General features: G+C 71.4%; 14 protein-coding genes and 1 tRNA gene. 2 read left to right on the top strand and 13 right to left on the bottom strand.

What is annotated here, in order from left to right; all coding sequences use genetic code 11:
- Window positions 1-22: 22 nt before the first annotated feature.
- The 7 genes from H8R17_RS05785 to H8R17_RS05815 form a co-directional block, all read right to left on the bottom strand.
- Window positions 23-700 carry a hypothetical protein gene (locus tag H8R17_RS05785; protein ID WP_187822037.1) on the bottom strand — a complete coding sequence of 226 codons (678 nt, stop codon included), beginning with the start codon at window positions 698-700 and terminating at the stop codon, window positions 23-25.
- Window positions 697-1,131: a thioesterase family protein gene (locus H8R17_RS05790; protein ID WP_187822038.1), complete on the bottom strand. Its 435-nt coding sequence runs from the start codon at window positions 1,129-1,131 to the stop codon at window positions 697-699. Before H8R17_RS05790 ends, H8R17_RS05785 begins: the two co-directional genes overlap by 4 nt.
- Window positions 1,132-1,135: 4 nt before the next feature.
- The gene (gene ettA, locus H8R17_RS05795) at window positions 1,136-2,800 is read right to left on the bottom strand and encodes an energy-dependent translational throttle protein EttA (protein ID WP_187822039.1); all 1,665 of its coding nucleotides are present in this window, start codon (window positions 2,798-2,800) and stop codon (window positions 1,136-1,138) included.
- 381 nt (window positions 2,801-3,181) lie between these two features.
- Window positions 3,182-4,588, bottom strand: coding sequence for a TQXA domain-containing protein (locus H8R17_RS05800; RefSeq protein ID WP_187822040.1), 1,407 nt, complete (start codon window positions 4,586-4,588; stop codon window positions 3,182-3,184).
- A gap of 317 nt (window positions 4,589-4,905) precedes the next feature.
- The gene (locus H8R17_RS05805; protein WP_187822041.1) at window positions 4,906-5,388 is read right to left on the bottom strand and encodes a single-stranded DNA-binding protein; all 483 of its coding nucleotides are present in this window, start codon (window positions 5,386-5,388) and stop codon (window positions 4,906-4,908) included.
- A 558-nt stretch (window positions 5,389-5,946) separates the two neighbouring features.
- Complete coding sequence (locus tag H8R17_RS05810; RefSeq protein ID WP_223124683.1) at window positions 5,947-7,911, bottom strand: YfjP family GTPase; 1,965 nt, start codon at window positions 7,909-7,911, stop codon at window positions 5,947-5,949.
- 120 nt (window positions 7,912-8,031) lie between these two features.
- Window positions 8,032-9,639: a dynamin family protein gene (locus tag H8R17_RS05815; RefSeq protein ID WP_187822043.1), complete on the bottom strand. Its 1,608-nt coding sequence runs from the start codon at window positions 9,637-9,639 to the stop codon at window positions 8,032-8,034.
- Window positions 9,640-9,961: 322 nt separating this feature from the next.
- On the opposite strand from H8R17_RS05815, the gene H8R17_RS05820 reads away from it, so the two are divergent.
- Window positions 9,962-10,034 (top strand) — tRNA-Arg (locus tag H8R17_RS05820).
- A 651-nt stretch (window positions 10,035-10,685) separates the two neighbouring features.
- Here the strand turns inward: H8R17_RS05820 and H8R17_RS05825 are convergent.
- From H8R17_RS05825 to H8R17_RS05840, 4 genes are all read right to left on the bottom strand, one after another.
- Window positions 10,686-13,760, bottom strand: a complete 3,075-nt coding sequence (locus H8R17_RS05825) for a pPIWI_RE module domain-containing protein (protein WP_187822044.1) — start codon at window positions 13,758-13,760, stop codon at window positions 10,686-10,688.
- A gap of 81 nt (window positions 13,761-13,841) precedes the next feature.
- Complete coding sequence (locus H8R17_RS05830; protein WP_187822045.1) at window positions 13,842-17,624, bottom strand: hypothetical protein; 3,783 nt, start codon at window positions 17,622-17,624, stop codon at window positions 13,842-13,844.
- Entirely contained in the window at window positions 17,617-18,885 is a 1,269-nt protein-coding gene (locus tag H8R17_RS05835; protein WP_187822046.1) for a hypothetical protein, read from the bottom strand. Before H8R17_RS05835 ends, H8R17_RS05830 begins: the two co-directional genes overlap by 8 nt.
- A complete protein-coding gene (locus tag H8R17_RS05840) occupies window positions 18,878-20,734 on the bottom strand; it encodes a PD-(D/E)XK nuclease family protein (protein WP_316959321.1) in 1,857 nt (618 codons plus the stop codon). Before H8R17_RS05840 ends, H8R17_RS05835 begins: the two co-directional genes overlap by 8 nt.
- 106 nt (window positions 20,735-20,840) lie before the next feature.
- On the opposite strand from H8R17_RS05840, the gene H8R17_RS05845 reads away from it, so the two are divergent.
- A complete protein-coding gene (locus H8R17_RS05845) occupies window positions 20,841-22,415 on the top strand; it encodes a serine/threonine-protein kinase (protein WP_223124685.1) in 1,575 nt (524 codons plus the stop codon).
- 66 nt (window positions 22,416-22,481) lie between these two features.
- Here the strand turns inward: H8R17_RS05845 and H8R17_RS05850 are convergent, their stop codons facing one another.
- The gene (locus H8R17_RS05850; RefSeq protein ID WP_187822047.1) at window positions 22,482-24,503 is read right to left on the bottom strand and encodes an N-6 DNA methylase; all 2,022 of its coding nucleotides are present in this window, start codon (window positions 24,501-24,503) and stop codon (window positions 22,482-22,484) included.
- A 158-nt stretch (window positions 24,504-24,661) separates the two neighbouring features.
- Window positions 24,662-26,812 (bottom strand): DEAD/DEAH box helicase, encoded by a 2,151-nt coding sequence (locus H8R17_RS05855; RefSeq protein WP_187822048.1) that lies wholly within the window; start codon window positions 26,810-26,812, stop codon window positions 24,662-24,664.
- Window positions 26,813-26,841: the final 29 nt, after the last annotated feature.

The raw sequence follows: 26,841 nt of genomic DNA on the forward strand, positions 1-26,841 counted from the left end.
ATACGCGGCGTACGTGTATCCGTCAGCGCACGCTGAGGCCCAGCGCCCCGACTCCCGCCCGGCGCACGGCGATCGACCCGTACGGCGTGCGCAGCCGCAGCCAGCCGCCGGAGGAGAACAGCCCGAGGTCCTGCGCGGTCGCCGCGGGCCGCAGGAAGCCGAGCGACTGCGCGGCGTGCACCGCCCGCACGGGCAGGTCGGTGTCCGCGACCGTCCGGGACCAGATCTCCCGTCCGATCCCGTCGAGTTCGGCCCGCGTACGCCGCTCGGGCGCCAACTCCTGTGTACAGGACCGGAATTCCGTGACCGCCGCGGCGACGAGCGCGCGCAGCGTGTCCGGCGCCGGCAGCCCCGGCTCGGCCCGCCAGCCGCCCCGCGGTGGCAGCACGCCCGCCCAGGGCGGCCCGGTGACCGCGGCCGGGACGGCGGCCGTGGCGGCGGCCTCGTCCACCGACTCCAGGAGTTCACCGGCGGAGACGGTCACGTCGAGCGTGACCTCGAGGCCGTTCTCGTACGGCTTGGTGAGCCGGACCGCGCGGACCGCCAGCACCTCGAAGGACGGCGGCCGGCCGAAGACGGCGAGCGCCGTGCCAACCGCCTGCAGGCGCACCGCGGCTCCACGGTCGTAGTGGAGCAGCCGGGAGAGGAAGGCAGCGAAGTCCGCCGCCTCCCCCTCGTCGGCGAGGTGCAGCACCGTCATGCGGCGACGGCCTCCCCCTCGTCGTCCGTGCCGTTCGCGTCGGCGTCGTCCGTGTACTCCCGGAGGAACTCCCGCTCCTCCGCGGTGAGCCGCCGCGGGCACTGCGCCTCGAAGTCGTACGGCACGATCACCGTGGAGGCCTGGACGTAGATCTGGTCCGGGTCCTTGACCTCGTAGGCGAGGGTGAACGACGCCGCCCTGATCTGTGTGACCCACAGCTCGATGTCCACCGGCGCGTGCCGGTGGACGAGCTGCCGCTTGTAGTCGATCTCGTGGCGGGCCACCACCGATCCCTGCTGGAAGTCCTTGTCCGGGCGGAACAGGAAGTTGATGCGGGCTTCTTCCAGGTAGCGGAGGAAGACCACGTTGTTGATGTGGCCGTACACGTCCATGTCCGCCCAGCGCAGCGGGCAGCGGTAGATGTGCCGCAAGAGATCAGCCCCGGGTCAGCTTCTTGTAGGTGGCCCGGTGCGGACGCGCGGCGTCCGGTCCGAGGCGCTCGATCTTGTTCTTCTCGTACGACTCGAAGTTGCCCTCGAACCAGAACCACTTGGACTCGCCCTCGTAGGCGAGGATGTGCGTGGCGACGCGGTCCAGGAACCACCGGTCGTGGGAGACGACGACGGCGCAGCCGGGGAACTCCAGCAGCGCGTTCTCCAGGGAGGAGAGCGTCTCCACGTCGAGATCGTTGGTCGGCTCGTCGAGGAGCAGCAGGTTGCCGCCCTGCTTGAGGGTGAGCGCGAGGTTCAGCCGGTTGCGCTCACCGCCGGAGAGGACCCCGGCCGGCTTCTGCTGGTCCGGCCCCTTGAACCCGAAGGCGGAGACGTAGGCCCGGGACGGCATCTCCACCTGCCCGACGTTGATGTAGTCGAGCTCGTCGCTGACCACGGCCCACAGGGTCTTCTTCGGGTCGATGTTCGCGCGGGTCTGGTCGACGTAGGAGATCTTGACGGTGTCGCCGACCTTGATCATGCCGGAGTCCGGCTGCTCCAGGCCCTGGATCATCTTGAACAGGGTGGTCTTGCCGGCGCCGTTCGGCCCGATGACCCCGACGATCCCGTTGCGCGGCAGCGTGAAGGAGAGGTCGTCGATGAGGACCTTCTCCCCGAACGCCTTGCTGAGGTTGTTGATCTCGACGACGACGTTGCCCAGCCGGGGGCCCGGCGGGATCTGGATCTCCTCGAAGTCCAGCTTCCGCATCTTCTCGGCCTCGGCGGCCATCTCCTCGTAGCGAGCCAGTCGCGCCTTGGACTTGGCCTGCCGCCCCTTGGCGTTGGAGCGGACCCAGTCCAGCTCGTCCTTCAGACGCTTCTGCCGCTTGGCGTCCTTCTGGCCCTCGACCTTGAGGCGGGCGGCCTTGGTCTCCAGGTACTTGGAGTAGTTGCCCTCGTAGGGGTACATGCGGCCGCGGTCGACCTCGCAGATCCACTGGGCCACGTTGTCGAGGAAGTACCGGTCGTGGGTGACCGCCACGACGGTTCCGCTGTACTGGGCCAGGTGCTGCTCAAGCCAGTTCACCGACTCGGCGTCGAGGTGGTTGGTGGGCTCGTCGAGCAGCAGCAGGTCGGGCTGCTCGAGCAGCAGCTTGCACAGCGCGACGCGGCGGCGCTCACCACCGGAGAGGTTGGTGACGGCCCAGTCGCCGGGCGGGCAGCCCAGCGCGTCCATGGCCTGCTCCAGCTGGGCCTCCAGGGTCCACGCGTCGGCGTGGTCCAGATCCTCCTGGAGCTTGCCCATCTCCTCCAGCAGCGCGTCCGAGTAGTCGGTGGCCATCTGCTCGGCGATCTGGTTGAACCGGTCGAGCTTGGCCTTGATCTCGCCGACACCCTCCTCGACGTTCCCCAGGACCGTCTTCTCTTCATTGAGCGGCGGCTCCTGCAGCAGGATGCCGACGCTGTAACCGGGAGTGAGGAAGGCGTCACCGTTGGACGGCTGCTCGATTCCGGCCATGATCTTGAGAATCGTCGACTTGCCGGCACCGTTCGGGCCGACGACGCCGATCTTCGCTCCCGGGTAGAAGCTGGTCGTCACGTCGTCGAGAATCACCTTGTCGCCGTGCGCCTTGCGCGCCTTGCGCATGGTGTAAATGAACTCAGCCAAGAGAAACCGTCCGGCAGCTTGAAATCTGGCAGTGGGAGATACACCCCATCTTGCCCGACCGCTACCCGTCGGGGGAAACCAGTATGGTCCGAGGGCTCTGACCTGGGGCTTCGCCGTTGGTGCGGCGGGTCGACTGTCGCTGTCGGGTCGTCGCTGGTCGTCCTCGGGCGCCCTCGGACGGCCCACAGACGGCTCGGGGGCGCCCTCCGCTCTGGTACCCCACCGATCACCTTACGGCCGCCCGGACAGTGGCCGTCACGGCAGGCGGCGTGACCACTGCCGCTCCGCCTGCACCAGCAGGGAGCGTGACCAGTCGGTATCGGACGCTCACTGTTGAAGTGTCAAGGATCGTTCTCCGTACCGCTCAGTGATCCGTTTCGGTCAGTCCCGCGTCGCGTTCTGCTTGCGGCGGACGAGGATCAGGGTCGTGCCGCCGAGGGCGAGGAGAGTGACGGCAACAGTGGTGATCAGGGGGGTGGCGGTGGAGGTGCCGGTTTCGGCGAGGTTGGTGTCCGTGGCGGGGGCGGTGGGGACGGTGGCGCCCGGCTCACTGAGGGTCTGGGTCGAGGCCCCGGTGACACTGCTCTGGGTGCGGCAGTCGAGGACGCCGGTGAAGTGCTGGTCGGAGCCGGCAGCGTGGACGGCGACGTCGTAGGGCTGGTCCTCCGGTAGGGGCGTCGTCACGGTCCTCGTCTCGCCCGGCGCGATCGTGTACTCGGTCCCGGCGAGGTCGAAGGTGAACGGCTCGTCGCCGTGGTTGGCCGTGGTGATGTCCAGGCCGCTCCTGGCGCAGTTCTTCGCCGCGGACACCGCGGGTATCGCGCCCTTCTTCGCCCAGGTCGCGCTCGCCGTCGCCGAGACGGTCGACTCGCTGGAGCCGGCCAGGATCTGGGTCTGGCTGCGGCCCTCGGAGGTGAAGGCCCGGCCTACCGGCACGGTGGTCGAGGCCTGCACGGTCAGCTCGGCCGTGCCGGCCACCGCGTCCTCGGGGGCGTCGAAGAACACCTGACCGCCGTTGACGGACGACGTGAGGGTCCTGCCGTTCCTGTCAACGAGCCGCACCCCGGTCGTGGCGGCGTCGGCCGGCGGCGAGAGGGTCACGGCGTCCGCGTTGGTGTGCACGGTCACGGGGCCGAGTCGCCCGCCGGAGCGGCCGGAGACCGCGGGCGGGTCGAGGGTCAGCGACGCCGGGGGTTCCGGCATGTCGCGGGCGTTCTTCTCCAGGTAGTCCGCGAGCTGCTCGGCCTGCGGGTCGAGCGCGTCGACGTCCGTGTCGTCGGAGTAGCGCCAGATCGCCACCTGCGTGCCGGCGGCCGCATCCTCCTCGGTGAGCGCGCCGCGGACGTCCGCCTTGCGCGCGAGCGCCGCGAGGTCGTTCACCTGGGGGTAGGAGTGCTGGAGGATCCAGCGGATGCGGCCCGCGTCCTGGTTGGCGCCCAGTGAGGTGCCGCTCCAGGGGGTCTCGTGATACTTGGCGTCGCCCTGGGTGGGGGCGCGGAGGTCGACGCCGTACGTCTGGAGCATGCCGCCGCCCTCGACGGACATCTCGGACAGGCCCGCCGACACCTGCTGGTCCCCGGCGGCGTCGTGGATCACGGCGGCGCCGTGGATCTTCAGGCCTCCCATGGTGGCGGCCGCCCCGCCCTCGTGCTGCGCCGTCTCGTCCGCGGTCGCCGGGCCGGCTGCGGTCAGCACACCGGCGACGCCGAGCCCGGACGCCAGTGTCGCGGCGGCCAGCCGGGCCGCCCCCCGCCTGCGCAGGGACGGCAGGGAGAACGAAGCAAACACCAAATTCCCCTTCGAGCAGGACCCGTTGACGTGGGGGGACGGTCCCACCAGCAGATTCCTCCAGCTGCGAGAGCTATGCCCGGCATCCTAAGGACGCCGCGGGGCATGCCCGTCCGGGAGAGCGCCGCAGGGCCGATCCGACTCGGAATCGTTATCGCCACATCGTCTGTGAGCTGGGCTTATCGACAAATCAACCCCGGGTGTCCAGGCGCGCGTTCGCCGATAAGCCGCAGTTCGGGCAGCTCGGCCGCGGCTCGGTCGGCCAAGCCGCTCCGGCCAGGCCGGCCAGGCCGGCCAGGCCGGCCAGGCAGCCGACGTCATGTCACCGCGGCTGGCTCCGGTCGCTGTTGGGCGGTCATGTCCGTGCCGTCGGCCGAATCCTCGGCCGGTTTCTCCCAGTTGGGCTCCGGCTGCTGAGAAGTGGGCATCGTCGTCTCCGGTTTCCCGCCGCGGCGGAAGACCGCCGTGCCCCGGGTCAGGTCGTGGCCGATGGCCACCGCATCGATGTCCGCCGAGGTCCAGCTCTGCTGTCCGTCGCGCATGTCCGTGCGCACCTTCAGCCTGCCGTGCACGATGACGGGCTCTCCGACCGACAGCGACGACGCCGCGTTCGTGGCCAGCTGCCGGTTGGCCCACACCGTGAAGAAATTGGTGTGCCCGTCCGTCCACGCGTTCTTCTCGCGGTCCCAGTAGCGCGCGGTGGCCGCCAACCGGAACCTCGCCGACGGACCGGACGCCAGCTCCCGGTACACCGGCTGCGTCGCCACGTTGCCCACGGCGCAGATCATCGTCTCGTTCATGGTGCCAATCCCTCCCTCGCCCGGACGTCGTGGCCGGGCGGATACGCGTACGGGCCCGTCCCGTACGGCTGCGTCTGCCGTGGCGACCGCGTCCGTCACGATCGCCGCGAAACCAGACTGCCTCCCGCCGGGCCGGGCCCGCTGAGCGCTGTGGACCGCCACCCTCCTGTGGAAAACTCGGCCACCCGGACGGGTGACAGGTGCCGACGGCAACGGTCGCCGCGTGGCCGCGGACCGGGCGAGTCTCTGCTCCTCCCGGCCGAGCGAGGGACACGCACAGACGACCCGGTCCGGACCCGGACCCGGACCCGGACCCGGCGGACCCGGTCCGGACCGGACCGGACCCGGCCGGGCCCTTGCCCACCCCGGGCACCGCCTCGCCCGCGTCGCCGCCGAGCTCGAAAGCCCCGGGCGCACTCGAAAGCCCCGGGCGCATACGACTCGCCCAGGGCCCCACCTGGCCAGGGCCCCCACCTGGCCAGGGCCTCACCCGGCCAATACCCCAACCCGCCCGAGCCCCGCCCCCCGTCCAGGACCTCACCCCACCCGGCCCTGAAATCACCCCACCCCCAACACCCGCCCGTACTGCTCCCGCACTTCCCGGTACCGCAGCAACTCCGCCGCCACCGGATCCAGTACCCGCGCCCGCCCGCACCCGGCCGCGGCCTCCCGCAATCGCCGCTCCGCGTCCAGTCCGTACCGCCGCGCCGGCCCCCGCGCCGCCATCCGGCAGCTCCACTCGATGAGCGGACCGCCGACGATGCCGGCCACCATCAGCAGCACCGGCACCCCGAGGTTGGGCGACATGACCCCGACGATCTGCCCCACCAGCCACAGCCCGCCGAGGACCTGGAGGATCGTCATGGAGGCCTGCGCCAGCACGGCCACCGGCCACCAGCCCGGCCGCGGCGGCCGCCCCGGTGGCAGTCCCGCCCGCGCGGCCAGGTCGTCCAGCGCCTCGGGCAGCCCGTGGGCGCCGCGCACCGCCGCCTCCCGCACCGCCTGCGCCCACGGCGCGGGCAGCCCGGCCGAGGCCCGGTCGGCCACCGTACGCACCGCCTGCTCGACGCGCTGGCGGGCCGTGGCCTCCTCGTCGGCCTGCATGCGCAGAGGCAGCCGTCCGGTGGGCGGCTCGCGCCGGTCCACGTACCAGCGCCACAGCCGCAGCCACGGCGTGCCGCACGCACGGTTCGCGTTGCGCAGCCACGCGCGTTCGGCCGCCTCGCCCGCCGCGGTGGCGCCCACCGCGTCCGCGAGCCGGTCCGAGAACTCCTCCCGCGCCGTCTCAGTGAGCCCGGTGCGCTGCCCTGTGGTGTACAGGGAGCGCAGCCGCCACGCGGCGGCGTCCACGTCAGCTGAGATCCGGCGGGCGGGGGCCGCGCGCTCCGCCACGAACTGCCCGAGCGCCTCGCGCAGTTCGCCGACGCCGTCCCCGGTGAGCGCGGACAGCGCGAGCACGGTCGCGCCCGGTTCGCCGTACTCCCCCAGGGCGATCCCGTCCTCGTCGAGCAGCCGCCGCAGATCGTCGAGGACCTGGTGGGCGGCCTCCCCGGGGAGCCGGTCGATCTGGTTGAGGACCACGAACATGACCTCCGCGTGTCCCGCCATGGGCCGCAGGTAGCGCTCGTGCAGGACGGCGTCGGCGTACTTCTCCGGGTCGACGACCCAGATCACGGCGTCGACGAGCGCCAGGACGCGGTCAACCTGCTCACGGTGCTGTACGGCCGCCGAGTCGTGGTCGGGCAGGTCGATCAGCACGAGCCCGCGCAACTGGGCTTCCGCCTCCGGGCTCTGCAGCGGGCGCCGCCGCAGCCGCCCCGGGATGCCGAGCCGGTCGATGAGGCTCGCCGCGCCGTCGCTCCAGCTGCACGCGATGGGCGCGGCGGTGGTGGGCCTGCGCACCCCGGTCTCCGAGATGGTCACCCCGGCGAGCGTGTTGAAAAGCTGGGACTTGCCGCTGCCGGTCGCGCCCGCGATGGCGACGACGGTGTGCTGCCCGGACAGCCTGCGCCGAGCGGTGGCCTCGTCGAGGACCTGGCCCGCCTCGGCGAGCGTCCTGCTGTCCAGCCGCGTACGGGACAGCCCCACCAGTTCGCGCAGCGCGTCCAGCCGCGACCGCAGCGGCCCGTCGTACGCCAGGGACGGCACCGCCTGCGTCCGGGCGCTCCTGCTCTCCGCGCGGACGAACTGCTCCTCCCCAGTCGCCTCGTTCACCCGCCGCGCGATCAGCCCGTCGTCCCAGGCGCCGGCGGCATCCGTACGACTGGCAGAACCGGGGTCCGTACGGCCGTCAGTGCGATCGGCGGAACCGGCGTCCGTGCGACGGGACGAACCGGCCGAGCCCGTACGGCGGGAACCGTCGGTGTCCTCTGCGCCCTCGGTGCCCTGCACGCGCGCGTGTGCGTCGTTCGCGGGCTCCTCGGAACGCTCACCGTCGCCCCTCTCGGAGGCGGCCTCTCGCGGGGCCCCCTCGGCGGAAGTGCCCTCGAAACGGGCCACGCCCCCGGACCCCGTGCTCTCCATGTGATCTCCCTGATCTCCCCGATCTCCGCGATCTTCCCGATCTTCCCGATCTCCGCGATCTCCGTGCTCGGCGTGCTCGGTGTGATCGGCGTGGTCCTGGTCAGTGACGGCGGTCACCGGTCACCTCTCCTTCTGCAGTACGGACAGCGCGGCGATGAGTTCGGCCTGGGGCTCCGGGTGGACGTCGAGCGCGTCGAGGGGGGCGAGGCGACGCTCGCGCTCGGTTTGCATGACCCGGTCCAGGAGTTCGGTGAGCAGCCGCCCGCCCCGGTCGCGCAGCCGCAGCGCCCCGTGCGCGCCGATCCGCTCGGCGAGGCTCTCCCCGGCGGCGCGCGCCCGGCGGCCGCTCAGCAGTGCGGTGGCGACCAGGGCGGCGACCGCCTCGGGGTCGGGCGCGACGGTCCGGTCCAGCTCGTGCACCTCGTCGTCGGCGTACTCCTCCAGCTCCCGCCGCCACCGCCGTACGGCCATCCCGATCCGGTGCTCGGCGGTCTCCGGCGAGGGGGCGCGGCGGGTCAGCTCTGGGGCGTGCGCCGCGGGTTCGCGCCGCCAGGCGTCGTCGACGCGCTCGTCGGCGGCGGTGACCGCGCACAGCAGCAGCGCGCTCAGGCTCTCCACAAGGGCATCGAGGAGTTCGCCGGCGGTGCAGTCGAGGGGGAAGGCCCGCCAGCGCTTCAGGGCGTTCCCGGCGAGTACGGCGCCCGACTTCAGACGCCCCCGCACGCGCGTGTGCTCGCTGTCGTACGCCCTGTCGACGGCGGTGGTGAGCCGCAGGGCGGCCGCGTACTGCGCGGCGGCGGCACCGGCCAGTTCGGGCATGCGGGCCTTGAGGGAGTCGAGGACGCCGTATGCCGTGCGGGCGAGCACGTGCTGCCGGGAGGCGGGGTCCTGCGCCTGGTGGACGAGCCAGGTCCGCAGCGGTGCCACGGCGGTGGCGGGCAGCAGTCCGCCACCCCAGGCCGACTCGGGCAGTTCGGGCACGGTGAAGCGGGGTAGGTCGCCGAGCCCGGCCTTGGTGAGGAGGGCGCCGTACTGCCGGGACACCTCGGAGACGACCTGGTGCGGGACGCGGTCGAGGACGGTGACGAGGGTGACGTCGTACTCCTTGGCGGTGCGCAGCAGGTGCCAGGGCACGGCGTCGGCGTACCGGGCCGCGGTGGTGACCATCACCCAGATGTCGGCGGCGCAGACGAGCTCGGCGGCGAGGACGCGGTTGTCGGAGACCAGGGAGTCGATGTCGGGCGCGTCGAGGAGGGCGAGACCGGGCGGCAGGGTGTCGGCGGTCTCGATGCGCAGCACGCGCGCGGGGTCCTCGCCGGGCAGCAGCAGGTCGTCCCCCGGTTCCTGTTGGGGCACCCACACGCGCGTGAGGTCGGGCAGCACCCGCATTCCGCTGAACCAGTGATGATCCTCCGAATGGCAGACAAGCACCGGCGTCCGGGTCGTCGGCCGCAGCACGCCCGCCTCGCTGACCCGCCGTCCCACGAGGGAGTTGACGAGCGTCGACTTGCCGGCCCCGGTGGATCCGCCCACGACGGCCAGCAACGGCGCTTCGGGCTCCCGCAATCGGGGCACCAAGTAGTCGTCGAGCTGCGCGAGCAGTTCGTCGCGGTTGGCACGCGCGCGTGGGGCCCCCGCCAGGGGCAGCGGGAAGCGTGCGGCGGCGACACGGTCGCGCAGGGCGGAGAGTGCGTCGAGCAGCTGAGGCCGTACGTCCAAGGTCACCACATGCGAAGAATGCCCAATTTTAGGGGAATTCTGAAGCATATGAGCACGTCTGCGCGCCGACAGGACATAAGGGATGGAAGGGGCGAGTGGGACGCAGGCACACTCCAGGCATAACGAGTGCACAACACCCGGTGCCCGACAGCCCAAAAGCGATGCAGGATTCGTACCTGCCTGCGATTATCAGGATCGCTTCACCGAACCTCCACATCGAGTCACGGAGGCGAAGCAACTGGGACAAGGAGCCGGGAGCCCTATCCTTGTCCCCGGCAAACGTCAGGGTTCGGCCCATACCCGGGCCCCACGACAGAGGCCACCACACCTGGCCCCCGTAGCTCAGTGGATAGAGCAGGCGCCTTCTAAGCGCTTGGCCGCAGGTTCGAGTCCTGCCGGGGGCGCGCATTTATGCAGGTCAGAGCCCTTTTTAGCCCTTCACGAGATCGGTCGTGAAGGGTTTTTTCGGTACCCGGGAGGGAGTTTCACCCCGATTTGCACCCTTGAATCGGCCCCCCGTCCCACATACGTCCCCCGGTTCGGGAGTCGTTCCACGGCCAGTCACCGTCTGCGGGCGAGTAATGCCTGGTCAGAGCAATTTTGACGGCCCATTGGGAAAACATCGAGCAGGCGCCAAAGCGGCACCTGCCCTGTTCTTGTTCGCTGGCTCGAACTGCTCGACACCTGTCCTCACGCCACCGCACACACGTAGATTCAGCCCCGACGCCAGCCGCCCGATGTGGGTGCGGCTGGAGGGCTACACGGGCGGAGAGTCGTGGTCAGAGCTTGGACGGTCCGCGGGGCCAGTACGGAGAGCGCGAAGCCCAAGCGTTCGGCGAGGGCTTGGTGATCACTGTCGGCGCCGGAGGAAGCCGACTGCCTGAGCGGCCGCGCGTCGATCACCGAGGCGGAGGACCTTCTCGCGCGCCCCTCAGGATGAAGACGCCTGGCAGCGTGGACACCTGGAAGCTCCAGCCATGGGCGCTTCATCACCATGGAGACCCACACGCAGAACCGCGTTGTCCCACAGCTCAGCACGTCGCCGCAGAAGAGCTTCACCCGTCCTCTTCTTCCATTTCCATCTCGGGTTCCGTGGTCAACCCGGCAGCGTCCATCAGGTCCGGGTCCAGGTCGTCCCCCGTCGTACTCCGCCGCCCTCGCTCCTCAGTGGGCTCCGCCGTCTCCCCTCCCGGAGTCACATCACTCTCCGTGAGCATCGGAAGGACGTACGCCTGGGCCAGTCCCGCCAGGTGAAGAGGTAGCGGCAGGGACAACGCCGCGGCATAGTCCGGCGCCTGGCGCAGTTGGTGTACGGCAAGGGCCAGAGCCTCGGCATCATCCGGCTTGCCCAGTGCGGGGACGGCCGGGTCGTCGTCCGTGTGACAGCCGAGAACCGCGATTTCGACCAAGGTTGGGTTCCAGGCGCTGGTGCCAGCCTGTGAGGTGAGATTGCCCGCGGCGTTGACCCGGGTGGCCAGGCGGTCGAGAGCGGGCGACACCGCATGGGTACCGGGGCGTTCCGTGGTGCTGTAGAAGATCCGGTCACCTGAGGGGGCGCCGCCCGACGACGGGCTGGTCTGGGCCCAGAAGCCAGCCGGCTGTCCGTGCGGCTTACCGGGTTCCGCCAGACCCCACCACTGCGCGGTCTCCCGTCCGCCACACCCACGGACGCGTACAAGGCGCAGTTCATCGTCGAGCCGGCCCGCGGGAGCGTGGCCCGCCTGGATCAGATCCCGCTCGATCCGACCGTCCTGCAGCCACGGCCAGTGCAGCCTGCTGTTCTGCGCGTGGGTGATCAGCGCGGTGGGCTGACCGCGCAGCGAGTGCAGTACACGCTGGAGGAATGCCGCGGTCTCCTTGCGCTGCTTGGCGAGGTTGGTACGCCACTGCTTGCCGGTCACACGGGAGCTCCCGGGGTACGGGTCGCCGGTCTGTGGGTCAGGCTCGGCGCATGCCTCGGGGTCGATCTCGGCCTGCTTCACCAGACCTAGGAGGAAGCGCGGGTACGGCACCCACTTCCCCTCGGCGTCGTCCCATCCGCGCACGGCCGCCAGGCCGGCCGCGTCCGGCAGAGGGGTGGTCAGGACGGCCACGGGCAGGTGCTTGGGCAGCCGGGTCGGGCCGTCCTTGCGGCGCTTCACCATCCACACGGCGGCGTACTGAAGTCCGTCGGGCAAGTCGTTGCCGAGTGTGTGCTGCGGCAGTACGCGGACGCCGAGCTGGCGCAGTCCGTCGAGCCAGGAGCTGTGGGTGCGATGGCCGAGGCTGTCCGCGTTGTCGATCTGCCGGTCGGTGGACGGGGTCACGACGAACTGGGTCAGTACCCCCGCGTCGGCACACCCCAGACGGACGGCAAACTTGGGGTCGGTCGTCGACGGGCGGAAGGTGCTACGGTGGGCGATCTCCACCAGGGCCAGCTCAGGGTGGTCGGGGTCCGCACCGTCCGCGCTCAGCCATGAGTGCAGGGCGCGGCGGCGCTCACCGATGGCCGTCGCGATGGCCGCGCCCTTGGCTTTGACGACCGGGTCGGGCACCAGCCGGTCTCCGAGTCCGTCGGCCAGCGGCAGGCACCGCAGCCGTAGGGTGAGTTCCTCCGTCCGCCATTCCAGAACGACCGGTGCTCCGGGCCTGGCCTCGTCGAAGTCCCGATCCGTGATCGCGGCGGCGGAAGCGCCGCCGTCACCGTCCAGCCCCAGGGCGTGTGCGAACTGGGCCACTGCTTCCTTCCGCACCTCCGGTGACTGCCACAGCAACCGGACCTCCTCCAGCGGCAGACCACTGCGATGCGGGTGCCGGCCGGCGATCCGCGCCTGCGCCGCCAGATTCGCCCTGCGCGCCTGGGTTTCACGCAGCAGCTCGGTCTTCTTGGCTTCGTCGGTCCTCGGTTTGGGTCGCCGGTTGTCCGGTGCGCCGATGCCCTTGCCTCGCCCCCGCTTCAGATCGGGTACCCGTACCACCGTCTCCGGAAGGGCCTGTTCAACCCACTCGGTCAGCTGGGCTCGCTGGTTGGGCATGAAGCCGGTACCGATCTCGTGCTTCCCCATCCTGGTGCTGTGCACGACGGCGGCGCGGACTCCGCGGCCCTCGCCGATCCAGGAACCCGGTTCGGCGAGGAGTTGTTCGGGGTCGGGGAAGTTACCGGCGAGGCTGAGCCCACGCAGGATGCCGGCGGTGTCGTTCTCCGACCAGGCGAAAGTGTCGGCCGCCCGGTCCCGGCGCAGCCGGGCGAGTGCGTAGCGCTCGGTGGCCGGTGCTCCGGGCAGCCAGGGGATGGTGGGCCGCAAGTAGACCGTGGTGGCCTCCCGGTAGGACAGGTTGAGGCGTTTGGTGGCGACCCGCGGATGCGTCGCCCATCGCCGTACGCCCCAGTGCAGATGGAGGCGCGGCCTGGCTTCGAACGGTGTGGTGTGCAGGGAGATGTTGAGTACGACGGAGAACCACCACTCCTTGCGCTTGACGGTTCGGCACAGAGGCTGCGACATGAGTTCGGCGCCCTGGTCGCGGGGTCCGCGAGGCACAGCGCGAAAGCGCAGCTCGCCGCCTTCGAAGGGGTAGGGGTCGAGGGACAGGACGCGGCGGGCCAACGCGTCGGTGGCGAGCTGGAACTGCCGGGGGTCGGGGGCTGCGGTACCGCCGTCGGTGACGGGGGCGGTGAGCAGTTCGACGCCGGGAACCGGCTGCCACTCGGGCAGGTTCCGCTTGAGGCCGGCGCTGGTCGCGAGCAGCAGCGAACGGAACCCGGGATCCTGCCCCGCGCCCCTGGGGCCGAGCGTGCGCAGCCAGGCGTCCAGGAGCTGCCGCATGGAAGGGCCCGGGAGCGGATCGGTCGCCGAGGCAGGGACGTACATCCAGAAGTCCTCGTCGATCCGATGGCTCTGCTCCGCCCCCGGCTCGACGGGGGTACGAGGGCGGGGGCGCACGATCACGTCGGGGGCGAGGGTCTGGAGTACGCCGTCGAGCCGGCGAGTGGGCAGGGTCAGCTGCCGTTTCTCCTCGTCGCGCCCGTGGTTGTGCAGTGCGAGAATTTCCGCGTGCCAGTGTTCGGGAAAGGCGAGTGCGCGGAAGTCCTCGGTCCAGGGCTCGCCGCCCTCGGCAAGGTGGTACGCGGATCGGCGGATGTTCTGGTACATGTCCGTTCTCCCTGCGATGTCGTACGTGGTCGGTCGCGTGCCGCGTCTTCCACGGCCTTGGAGGTGGCGGGTCTCGGTGTGTCAGCCGGTGCCGCGCGGCTCGGGCGGAGCGTCCAGGCCGCACAGGGCCTCGTACAACGGCCGATAGAGCAGCTTGACGAGTTCGGTGTCGGCCGGGTCGGGATCGGTACCGCCGGTGGTGTTCTCGGTGCCGGTGCCGGTGAAGTACGGGGCCAGAACGTCCCGAAGGCGTACCAGCAGTCCCGGGTCGCTGGTGCGGGACCGCCCGCTCCTGTCAGCGACGGGTGCCTGTGCCGCCGCCAGCCGCGGTGCGAAGGCGGCGTCGACGAACACGACGCGGGCCGGCACACCACCGCGGACGAGGCGGCCGATGACCTGCCAGATGGTGACAAGCTGGTCCCAGACGAAGGACTCCTTCTCGTCGTCGGGAAGCGCGGAGTAGATGTAGGGGCGGGACAGTACGTGCCGCCAGACACGGCGGGCGACGGTCCGGAAGGTGCCGCCCGCCGCGTCGAGACCGTCTGCCTCTGTCACCAGCTCCCCGAACGTTCCCTCCGGGCTGGTCAGTCGACCGCGTACGAACCTGCTCGCCCAGTCGTTGATGGCGAACACCGCCAGGGACAGGTCATCGGGACGAGGGTGGGGGCGGACCAGGAAGAACACCGTCCCGAACGCCGCCACCCTCTCCTCGCCGGGGCGCTGGGGGGTGGTGAGAATGTTGTGCCCTCGCTCGACGGCGAGCAGGGGGGCGACGAGCAGTTCGGCGTCCGGGTCCTCGGCGAAGGAGGCGAGGTCTCCGCGCCGCACCGCCCCCGTACTCCGTGTCCGGCTCCCCGTCGGTGCCGCGCCGTCGACCGCCGCTTCCAGTTCCGCGTCGTCGGCGGCCAGAACACGTACCCGCCCGCGCCAGCGCGGGATCTCGTCCAGGGCCGCGGCGGCCACCCCTGCCTCCGTGTAGCTGCCGACCAGAAGGAGGGCGCGCCTGCGGCGCTGGTCGGGGATCTGGGCGAGTTCGCTCTGCAGCGGGGAGGTGGTTCCGTCCCTACGGGGACGGGCCAGTCGGTCGATCATCAGACGCAGGACGTCCTCGCGTTTGTCCGGGTCCTGTCCGGAGAGACGGATCGGCTGTCCGGCCGCGTCGTGGACGAACTCGGTGCGGAACACGGTGTCCCGGATGGACCGCAGCGCCCTGCTCTGCGGTTTGAGGACCGCCCGGACGGGAGCGAGGACATGGGCGCGGGTGGACGTGCCGGCCCAGCTGGTGCCCGACATCAGCAGAACGTGCGGGCCGGCCTCCTCCCGGGCGAGATCGGCGCCGAGCTGGGGAAGGCCGAGAAGCAGTTCGCGGCCCACGCCCGCGCAGCGGAAGAAGCGCAGGGTTCCGGTGCGACGGCCGTCCCTGTCGCGGGCGGCCGCCCGTTCGTCGATCAGGTACTGGAAGCCGAGGACGTTGCCCATGGGTGCCTCGGGCAGGAGCGGCGCGTAGTCGAGGGGTGGTCGGCGGGTCAGTTCGTGGCTCGCCGCGTCGAGCCGCAGCGCTGCCTCCACCTGAGGCCACAGGAACGTCACCCGGTCCAGACGCTGGTGCAACGCGGCAAGCACGAGGGTGAACTCCAATCGCCGCGCGTTCAGTTCACGCCACTCCTCGGTGAGAGGAACCTCCTCGCGCGCCGGCTCCTTGCCCTGGCGGGCGGTGGACGGCGGGCGCTGCTGAGGACCCGGCGCTCCGGCGAGGAAGGAGTCGAGGAGCGCGCGGACCCGGCTGCGTGTCCGCTTCTCGTCGAGGGTGTGCAGGACGTCGTGGGCGAGGGCGGTGAGCTCGTCGGCGGGCGTCAGATAGGGGCCCCGCCCGCCGAGCGGATCGTCCCGGAAGGTGTCGAAGAACGCGGTGATCTCGCTACGGCGGTGCGCCCAGGGCACTTGCGGTTCGGGGACCTCGTGTCCTCCCGGCTGATCCTCGCCGTCACTGTCGTCCTCGTCTTCGTACAGCGCGTTCTCGTCCTCGACATCCCCCGCCTCCGTGCTGTCGGGGCGACGGACGGACCGGCCGGGCGTGAGCGGATACCAGGCGTTGAGCAGCTTCTCCTGGAGGGTCCATGCGCTGAAGTAGTCGATCTGCGCCCAGTTCCGCAGCCCTTCGTCGTCGATGAGCATGGCGTACAGCCGGTCTGCCGCGGAGCCGACGATGTCCAGGGCGGCGGACCACCGTTCCACGTCCTGGTCGGAGAGCTGGAGCCGTCCCTGCCGGGCGAGTTCGGCGATCTCATGGGTCTGCAGCTGGTCGAGCCAGGATTCGGAGACACCGGTGGTGACGAGAGTGGCCGACGGCGCGAACATCTGGTCCAGCTGCATCTGTACGCGGTCGGCCTCGTCGACGACCACGATGTCGCTGCGCAGGCAGGCCAGTTCCAGGTAGCGCAGGCGTTCGGCGTTGAGCTGGCGCGGTACGGCCGTCTGCACAAGGCTGGCGGGGTTCGCCACCCAGATCAGCGCGTCCACGAGGTCACGCGCGGCGGAGTGGCGAGGGCAGGCGCTCCACAACGGACAGGCGTGCGGGGTGCCCCACTCCTCCTCTTCGTCACTGTCGTCCTCGGGGGGCTGCCTCCCGGCGGCGCCACGGGCGCGTTCGAGTTCGCGTACGGCGTGTTCGGCCGCCGACTCCTGAGGAGCGTCGCCGGAGTCGGCGGCCGGCCGCACGGGGTGCAGGCCGCCGCATGGCGCGTCGTTGTAGCGCAGCGGCTCCGATGTGTCGAGGGCGCGCAGCGCGTCCAACGGGCAGGCGGTGCTGAGGTGTCTGAAGGCCGCGTCGGTGTGGGCGAGGAGTGAGTGCGCTCCGCGCGCGGCGAGCCTGCGGTGCAGCCGCTGGGTGTGCTGAGGCCGTGTGGTGCCGCCCTGGATCAAGGCGGCCTTCAGGCCGAGACCGCGGAAGAGTTCGGTCAGGGTGAGCTGCTCGGCCACGTCACCGACGACGAGTGTGATGCGCAGGGAGTTGTGGTGCGCCCAGACCGCGAGCAGAGTCATCAGGGTCGACTTGCCGGCGCCGACCATGCCGACGAGGTGGGTGAGCCGGTCGAGCGGCAGCGCGGACGCCGGCGCGAAGGCGGTCCCGTCCGGGGTGCGGGTGTCGAGGTCGAGGTCGTGGAGGCGCTGGGCCCAGTTGCCCGCCTTTCGGCCAAGACGCCGCTCCTCCTCGTCCATCCAGCGCGCCACGTCGGCGAGTTCGTCGAGCGGTACGTCCAGCGGTACGTCCAGCGGGCCCGCGGTGGCGGGGCGTTCGGTGGTGAGGGGGTGACCCGGGAGGGGGTCTCGTACCAGGTCGGCCGGGATGGTGACGGAAGTGCGCCGGTGGCGGCGGTCCATGAAGCGGTGCTCGCCCTCCACCACCTGCTCCAGCGGCTTGACGGCGAAGCCGGGCAGGTGCGCGAGCGCTTCGTCGTACACGGCGAAGCGGTCGGCGGCGACCACGAGGGGAAGCCGGTACGCCGGTTCCCCCTCCGCCGGGACACGGTACGCGCGCAGCCTTTCCGGCAGTCGCAGGTAGGCGTCCAGGGACTGGTGCCACATCCGGGCGCGGCGCATCGGCCAGAGCAGGTGCCGGGCCGCGGTGAGCGCGACCTGTTCCGCCTCGCCGACGGACAGCTTCGTGGCGCGCGCGAAGGCCAGGCCGTAGCCGCCCAGGAGCGTCCACGCTCCGTCGGCGGCGTGGCCGGGCGCCACGGTCTCCATCAGCCGCAGGGCGAGCTCGACCTGGCACAGCAGGGCGGGCCGGGTCCTGGCGTGCTCTTCGGGCCAGGGCCCCAACGCGGCTACGACCGGTTGGTACCAGCTGCTGCGGTCACGCATCGTCCACTCCGTCCTGCCCGGCGTCCTCGGCCGGTGTCGTGTTGTCCGCGGGGCGGTTCCCAGTGGCTCGTCGGCCGGGGCCCGACGGTCCGCCCGCTCCGGTGGGAAGGGGGCCGATGAAGGCGTCCGGCCCGCGGTCACCTGACAGACGCAGCCGTGCGGCCCGCACCAGCTGCCTGTCCGTCAGCAGCCGCAGTCCACCCGCCTGAGCGCCCCGCTCCCTGGCGTAGCTGTCGAGGTAGTCGCGGCGTGCGCGGACCCTGAATTCCGGGACGACCCAGCAGGCTTCGTCGTAGGGAGGTTCGGCGCGCACCGCGGTCGCGCTGCGGCCTAGAAAGGCGGGATGCGCCCAGTCCTTGACGTCCACGGCCCACACGTGGCCGTCGGGGAACGTGACGCGCACGTCGTACGAGTCGTAGTTGGGCCACATCTCGACGGTGAGTCCCAGCGCCCGCAGCTCGCCCTCCAGGGAGGTCTCCGCCTGTCCCGGCCCGGTGACGGACAGCCGCAGCGGTTTGCGCAGTTGGCGCACCTCTCCCACCTGCGCCGCCACGAGTTCCCGGCCGTGCGGCGCGGGACCTCGGTGCCGGCACTGGTCCCGCTCGCACCACCACTCGGTGTCGGAGACCGGATGCAGCAGGGTCAGGCAGCGGTGGCAGCACAGATAGGAGCCGTCCCGCCGGAACCCGGCGGGGACGGGGGCGTAGATCTCCTCGACGAGGAACCGGACCGGGTCGAGGAAGAGGTCGCAGCTGACCTCGGCCCATTCCTCCTCGGTGAGGACCGGCCGGGTGACCAGGAGGCGGCGGAAGGCCGTGTACGACTCGGGCGAGGACATGGCGCGGCAGGCCCGCAGGGCTTCGTGGATGACCATGCGGTCGTACTGGCGTCCGGTGCTGTCGCCGTATCCGCGGACGGCGAGTTCGTGGCAGAGCTGTGCGGGTTCCCCCGAGTCCTCGTCGATCAACCGGTCCGCGATGTCGAACAGGTCGGGGGGCAGCTGGTCGAGGGGCCAGTTGCCGAGCGGCCGGGCGCGGGCCCAGCGCATCATCTCGGGGACGCCGGTCGGGGGCCTGGCCTCGTTGCGCAGGCACTGGAGGACCAGGGCGTCCAGGGCGCGCTGCGCGCTGGGCGGATAGGGCAGGATGAAGGCGTCGAGGTCGTCGACGGCGGCCAGATGCAGGACGGCGGTGGCCACGTCCCGGAGCAGGACGACGTCCGGGTTGAACAGCCAGTCCGGTGTGGGCTGTTGGTCAGTCATGGACCGGAATACCTCCTCGCGACTGGGGTGGGACGCTCGGCTTCGGGCCGCCCGCGTGCGAGGGCACGTCGGCGCCGTGCGGCAGCGGATGGTCGGTGACGTAGGCGGTGCCGGGCCGGCACCAGGTCCGCGCCTGGCAGCCGTGGCAGTGGCGTCCGGTCCTCGGTTCGTACGTGGTGTCGTCCAGGAGCGGCTGGGCGAGGCCGGCGATGACGTCCCGGGCCTCGTCGACGATCTGGGCGCGGCCGGGGTCGACGCGTTCGAGCCTGCTCTCTCCGTGGCCCTCGCGCAGATGCTCCAGTTCGACCCAGGAGCGGCGCGGGTCGTCGCCCAGCGCCCCCGCGTGGAACAACAGGACGCCGAGTGCCAGCTGCGGGTACGTGCGGAGCAGCGGCTCCCGATCCCACAACGGGCGGGCGGACGTCTTCGTCTCGCGCCAGATCCACCGGCCGCGATGGGTGTACACCAGATCGGGTACGGCGAGCACGACGACATCGAGCTCCGGCACGTAGGCCGTGACCCGATGCTGTACGAGTACGCGCTCGTCGGCGTCGAGTCCGTTGAGCGGGCACAGCAGCCGGTGCTCGGCCAGCATTCCGGCGGCCTCACGCGCGGACGTGTCGTCCAGACCGGTCTCGGACCGCAGCGCGGCCGGGTCGGAGGACGCGCTGTCCCGGCAGCCGCGCACCGGCCGTTCGCCGTGTCGCGCGTCCAGCCAGGAGTCGACGACCCTGCCGCGCCGCGCTCCCTCGTTCTCGGCGGACAGATCGTTGAGATGCAGGCGCCGCACCAGGTGGTACTGGGCGGGGCATTCGGCGTACAGCCTCAGGTCCCAGGCGGAAACAGAGCGGCGCTTGCGTGCGAAGGACGGGGGCCGCCCGCCCCACAGACCCGGGGTGCGCCTCAAGTCCGTACAGCCGGCGAGGGCCTTGCAGTCGACGCAGCTCTCGCCGGGCCGGGTACCGGTCGCGGTCGTGGCGGCGAGGAACGCCGACACGGTGTGGCTCTCGAACCGCTCCCTCGCCTCGTCGGGGCCTTCGCCGAACCGTGGTGCCACGCCCAGCAGCGGTTCCACCGAGCCGTCGGCGCATCCCACGTCGAAGACACGCACCAGGGCAGGTGAGCGGGTGGTGTCGGTCGCCTCGGCCGGGGGTTCATCACGCGCCCTGCGCCAGGGCGTGGGTGCCCCATACGCCATCACCTGTGCCACGGCTCCGAGTTCGGCCTCGGGGCGGCTGCTCTTGGCCCGGCCCAGCGAGGGCAGCCACAGATCGCGCACCGTCCCGTCGGCGGAGGCGTACATGCGGCCCCACAGGGTGTGCTCGTACTGCCGGGCACCGCGCGGGTCGGGGACGTCCGTGCGGCGGGTGCGCCACGTCCACGAGAGTTTGACCGCCGCGGTCGGCGGCAAGCCCGACTCCTCGGCCGCGGCCTGCTCCCGGGTGCGGGCCGCGATGTACCGCTCCAGGGCGTGGGCGGTCCACGCGAGGTGGACGGGGTGGACCGGCGCGCCCCGGCCGCGGAACGGCCCGCGGGTGCCGCGCAGTTCCGTACGCACCCGCTCGACGGACCAACCGCGGTGCTCCACGAGGTCGAGCGCCGTGAAGAGCGGGTCGAACCCGAACTCCTCGTACGGCGTGGACAGGAACGGCATGGCCGGCTCGGCCACGAGCTGGGGCCGCATCGCGATGCGGCGGTGCGTGGGACAGGCCGCGGCGGCGGGCCGGGCCATCCGGGGACTCGCCCTGATCAGCCAGTCGTCTCCGGTGACGCCCGGTGGATTCTGCATGGTGACCCCCGTGGAGGGCGGCATGGGCAGGAGGGCGTCCAGGACCGTCGGGCTTGACACACCCTGACCCTGAGCCCCGGACGCAACCCCAGCATGACATACGTTTGTGAACTGAGTCCATGAACTTCTCGCAAGGGGGTTACTTCACGCTAGGCTGGTGTGCTGAATGGTGCGGGAGGCGAAGGAGCTGCGCGGCGTGGACGCGGATTCGTACGCGGAGATGTACAAGCCAGGCACGGGCGATCTGATCGACGGGCGCTACGAGTTGACGGAGTCGCTCGGCAAGGGCGGGATGGCCCACGTCTGGCGCGCCCGCGAGGTCTTCCCAGGCCATGAGGCTCCCGAGAATCACGAGGTTGCCGCGGGGCGCGAGGTCGCGGTGAAGTTCCTGCGCCACGACTCCGAGGCCCTGTACGCCCTGGACCCGGACGAGAGGGCGGCCGAACTCGCCGTCAGAAACGCCCGGTTCCGGCGCGAGGCCACACTGCTGGGCACGCTCGACCACCCGGGCATCACCGAGCTGTACGGCAGCGGATCGCACCGGGGTGTGCCGTACATCGCCATGCGCCTGGTGACCGGAGTGAGTCTGCGGACATTCCTCGATGAGCACACACCGCTGCCGGTGATGTCGGCGATCGCCATCGCCGTACAGATGGCGGGAGCACTCGCCTGCGCACACACGCTGCCCGTCGTGCACCGGGACCTCAAGCCTCCCAACATCATGATCGACGACGAAGGGGCGGTCGTCCTCATCGACTTCGGTATCGCCAAGCCGCTGCGGGCCGACGCCACCCGGTACACGGCGCACGGCTCCACGCTGGGCACCCGCGGCTACCTGGCACCCGAACAGCTCCTGGAGCGCGAGCCGACCGCGCGTACGGACGTGTACTGCTTCGGCTGCGTCTTCTACGAACTGCTCACCGGACGCCCGCCGTTCCCGCTCGGCGCGGACTCCGGTCTCACCGAGAGACATCTCTACGAGGATCCCCTGCCGCCGAGCGTGTACGCCGCGGGCATCCCCGAGGCGATCGACGACCTGGTGATCCGCATGCTCGCCAAGCAGCCCGGACAGCGTCCGCCCGTCGACGAGGTCCTGGCGGTCCTCGCCCCGCTCGGCCCCCAGCCTGACGACCCCGAACCCCGACCGCGCACCCACCCCGACCCCACGACCCCGCTGCGCCGACCCGCGGACCGGGCTCCGCGCACGCACCGCGCTCCCGCCGCGCCGCCGGTCACGTCCCCGGTGGCGGGCGAGGAGGAATGGCTGGACGCCCGCGCGGTGGAACTCCTCTGCACACGGGCCGAGTCGGAGATCGCCGCCGGTAAACCGGGAGACGCGGTCGGCCGTCTACGCGAACTGGCGGAGCGGGTGCGTGCGGAGTGGGGAGCGCGCCGCCCGCTGGTGCGCCGCGTATGGCGGGGAGCGGCGGACGGGCTCCGGTTGGCCTGGGACTTCGGCTCCGCGGCCCGTCTCTACCAAGGCATCGACAACACTCTCCTGCACGGCGACGGTCCGGCCGAGCGGGCGGAGCGGGCGGTGGTGCGGCTGCGGCTGGCCGAATGCCGCCTCGCCTTCGGTGAGCTGGACGCCGCCGTCGCCGCCGTCGACGCCGCGGGACGTACGGCCGCGGGCCTGCCGGGCGAGCTCGCCGTACAGGTCGAGTCCGTGCGGCGCGAGGTCGATGTCCAGCTCTCTGCCCGGCTCGCGGATGCGGACGACCAGGGCGGGCCAGGGGCCTGACCGCAGGGGAGGGCGCCGTGACATGCCTCGCCTCGCCGCATGCGGCGCCTGCCCCTCTCGGGCGCTCTACGCCCCGCCCGCGAGCCGCCCGGCCGCCAGTTCGTCGCCGAGATCGTGGACAAGGTCAGCACCGAGTTCGGCGGTGCGCCTCGCCAGCTGTTCGAAGGCGGCGAGCTCGCGGAACGCCTCGCCGTAGCGCCGCTGTTCACGGAGCGGCACCTGGCGGACCTGGAGGCGCCGGACATCGATACGGGAGGAGCTCGTCGCGTGCGTCCCGGCCTGCCGGACATTGGCCGGGGCGCGCAGCGAACCGGCGAGGAACCAGGCGTCGAGCTGCTCGGGCTGCACTCGCACGGCGTGGAGCTGGGGCCCCAGAGCGGTCGGCGGCCCTTCGTGGACCCAAGCCGAGAACGCCCGTGCCACCCCCACCACCACGATGTCCCCGGGTTCGGCGATCACGGCCTCGCGCACCGCGGGGTCGTCGGCGGTGAGATGCCCCCTGGGTTCACCGCCCGACAGCAGATCGGGAACCGTCAGGAGCGGAATGTCCTCGGCGGACGGCACCCCGGTACGAACCGCTGCCTCCGGTGGTTGCTGACCGCCGCGTAGGGTGAGCGCCCCCGCCCGCGCCAGTTCGGCGACGGTGGTAGCCGTCGGCGAGTCCTGTGCGGAGGAGGTCAGTTCGAGCGACGCGAGCAGCCGGGCCGACTTGGTCACCCTGGCGGCCAGATCCTTGAACTCCCGCCAGGATTCCGCCAGTCGAGGTGCGGTGTCCGCCGGGGACGGGGTGATGTGACGTCCCGGAGTGAGGTCGACCTCGTCGTCGAGGAGCTCGATGACGGGTACGCGTCGTACGAAGGGAGAGACCTCGGCCGGATCCGTCCGCCCGACGGCCTCGCGCACGAAGTCGCCGATCGCCGTCCAGTCGGGGGCCCACTCGCGGCCCGGGTCGCGGGGAAAGCGGGACACGCCGTCGGCCACCAGCAGGTGGCCTCCCGTATGTGGCTCTTCACCTGGTACGGGCGCCCGCAGCACCCACAGGTGCAGGGAGACACTGTGCGGCGCGGCGCAGCCCGGCGGCAGCGCGACGACGGCCTTCAACTGGCCGGTGCGCAGCAACGATCCGCGGATGCGCCGACCCGCTTTTCGCGCCGCCACGGCGGGGGGCAGCAGCAGCACGGCCGCGCCGCCGGGTCGCAGCCCGGCCAGGCAGTGCTGGACCCAGGCGAGTTCGGGTTCGGTACGCGGCGGCAGCCCGTGGCTCCAGCGGGCGTCCGTGGCCAACTCCTCGTATCCCCAGTCCCGTTCGTTGAACGGCGGGTTGCACAGGACGATGTCGGCGGGGTCGTCGGCGAACGGTTCGTCGCGCAGAGAGTCCCCTTCCCGTACGTCGATGCGCGCGGGCTCTGTCTCCGATAGCTCCCCAGCGAGGCACAGGCGGGCTTCGGCGAGTGCCGCGAGTACGGGCTCACGGTCGCCGCCCAGCAGGGTCGGCGCTCCACCGCCTGCCGTCTTGACCGCCTCGGTCGCGGCCATCAGGAGATGGCCGGTGCCGCACGCGGGGTCCATCACCGTGACGCCGCCGTCGACGGCCGTGACGCGGGTGGCGAGCTCCGCCATGAGCGCGGCCAGCGGCTCGGGTGTCGTGGCGATCTGGCGTACATGGACGTCCAGCCAGCGCCGCAGCAGAAAGGCGAAGGTCTCCGAGCGTCCTTCGCGCCACCCGAGGTCCACAGCCCGCTCGATCAGCGCCGCCACCTCTTCGGGGAACGCGGACTCAGCTGCCGCGCGCCGACGGGCGAGCCTCCTGCCCACCTCCGCGACCGCCGCCCCCGTCTGGTCGCGTCCGCCGAGGGCCTCGAAGCGGGGCCAGAGCCATTCGCGCTCGGCGGACTTCTTGAGCTTCTTGTTGTCGCGCAGCCAGTTCTCGATGTCGGTGAGGGAGAACTGGGGGTTCACATCCGTGCCGGCGATCCGGGTGGGGAACGACGGATAACGCCGCCGCCAGTTGCTGACGGCGGCCCGCCCGACGCCCGCGAGACGAGCGATTTCCGCCAGAGACACGGGTACGGCACCGGGCGTGGACATCTGGACTCCCTGGACGTTTCTCAATGACTGCGGACACTCCCCCGCCTACGGGCGCGTGTTCAAGCCACTTTCCCCCTCCCGCGCGTCCGGCAGACTACTACGGCAAGGCGCGAGCATTGACATTGTTCACAGGCCGACCGCGAGCGTCACCCTTCCCGCTATCTCACCCCGTCGAGGAAGGTGCTCGGCTGTCCGCTGTACGACATGTACAGCGCCTCTCTCGCCCGGGTGCTCGCCACGAACAGCAGGCACCGTTCCGCCGCGAGATCCGTCGCGTTCTGCAGAGGATCGACCTCGACCGGCGTCACCGCCGGCGGGAACGGAAACGCCGACACGGTCACCCCGGCCACGGCCACACAGCGGAACTCAAGGCCCTTCAGACTGTGCAGACTCGACACCCGTACCCCGGCCGCGTCGTCGGACTCCCCGTCCTTGACCCGTACCACGGGCAGCCCGGCCTGAGCGAGCCGGTCGCCGATCCGCGCGGTCTGCGTGTGGAACCGGGCGCAGACCGCGATCTCGGACGGCGCGACCCCGGCCGCCACCCACGCGCTCACCCTGCGGACGACGGCATCGGCCTCGGCGGCCTCCGTCCCGTGCCCTTCGCACACGGGCCGCTCCCCGTGCAGCAGGGATCGGTAGCCAGAGAGCGAATCCGGCGCGTCACCGGTCAGATCCGCCACCGGTTCCCCGTCGAGCAGCGCCCGCGACCAGCGCAGGATCTCCTCCGTGGAGCGGTAGTTGAGGCGCAGCCGCGCACCACGCCCCGCGACGGAGACTCCGAGGGAACGCAGCGAGACCCGGGAGTCGTAGATCCGCTGGTGCGGGTCGCCGGTGAGAAACAGGTCGTCGGGCCCCTCCGGCACCAGAGCCCTCAGCAGCCGCCACTGGGCTGGGTGCAGGTCCTGCGCCTCGTCCACCACCACATGGTCGTACGAGGGGCCCTCGCCCGGCCTGTCCTTCAGCAGCCGGGCGGCCCGGGCGCACAACTGCAGCCAGGTGCAGGCACGGTCGCGGGCGAGTTCCTCCTCGAACTGCGCCATCGCCTGCCAGAGCCGCGGACGCTGCCCGGCCGCCAGTTTGCTGCCGCGCCCACGCCGAAGGCACTTCTCGTACTCCTCGCGGGTGCGCAGGTCCTGGGCGAGCAGCACATGCCGGTACTCCTGGGCCAGGAAGGCGTCGGTCCACGGCAGTTCGAGCCTGCGGGCCAGACGCTGCCAGCGCCGCCGCTCGTCCTTGTCGCCGAGGACGCTCCCCGGACTCCCGTGCAGCTCCCGCACGATGCGGTGCGCGGTGGCGTCGACCGTGTTGACGGTGACCCGGCCGAGGAGCGCCTGGTCGTGGTCGAGGAGCAGGGCGAGTCCGGAGCGCAACGAGCGGGCGAGCGCGCCGGTGTACGTGGTGAGCAGGACGCGGGTGTCGGGTGAGCGCCCGAGCAGATGCCTGACGCGGTGCAGGGCGACCACGGTCTTGCCGGTGCCGGGGCCGCCGGTGATCTGGGCGGGGCCCGCGTACGCCGGCCGGTAGGCCACCCGCCGCTGTGTCGGGTGCAGGAAGATCCGCCACGCGTCGAAGGGCTTGGCGAGAATGTCGGCGAGCTCCTCGGGCCCGGTGACGAGGGCGATCCGGCTGCGGGTACGACTGACGGCGGCGGCCAGCTCGCCCCGCTTCTCCTCGGACTCGTCACCGGCGACCGCCTGCCGCGCCGCGGCGAGGTCACGGTAGATGTCGTCGGGGTCGAAGCCTTCCGCGAGCAGCCACAGCGCCTCGAACTGGTCCTCGGGCATCAGCGACCCGAAGGCTTCCAACTGTGCCTTGCCAGTGATGACGCGGGCTGCGCGCAGCGTGACGTCGTCGACACCCAGGTGCCGCAGCACGGTGTCCGACCAGCCGGCGAACAAGAGCTGCGGCGCGGCCTCGGCCTCCTGGGCGAAGAGCGGGGTGACCTGCTCCATGGCGGTGAGATCACGCACTTCGAGACAGCGGGTGACCGCGTTGACGGAATACAGCCGCCGCTTGGCCCAGGAGTACGCCTTGTCGTGCGAGACCACATGGACGAAGACGAACACGTCACTGCCGTCGTCGGGCGCGAGCAGCACGATGCGCTGTCCGTCGTCGACCCGGATGGTGCGCATGCGCGGATCGCGGGAGCCGACCACGGACTCCAGGTGCAGGCCCTTGTCGGCGTGCAACTGGTGGACCGTCAGCTGCTGGAACTTCCCCATCGCCTTGTGGACGCGGGCGCGGGAGGGCTTGTCGAGCCGGTCCACGCCCTCCCAGAAGGTGTTGGTGATCGCGATCTGCGGCATACGCGCCTCGCCTTCCTACGCCAAGCTCC

This window comes from Streptomyces sp. TRM68367 (assembly GCF_014495685.1).
Taxonomy (GTDB): domain Bacteria; phylum Actinomycetota; class Actinomycetes; order Streptomycetales; family Streptomycetaceae; genus Streptomyces.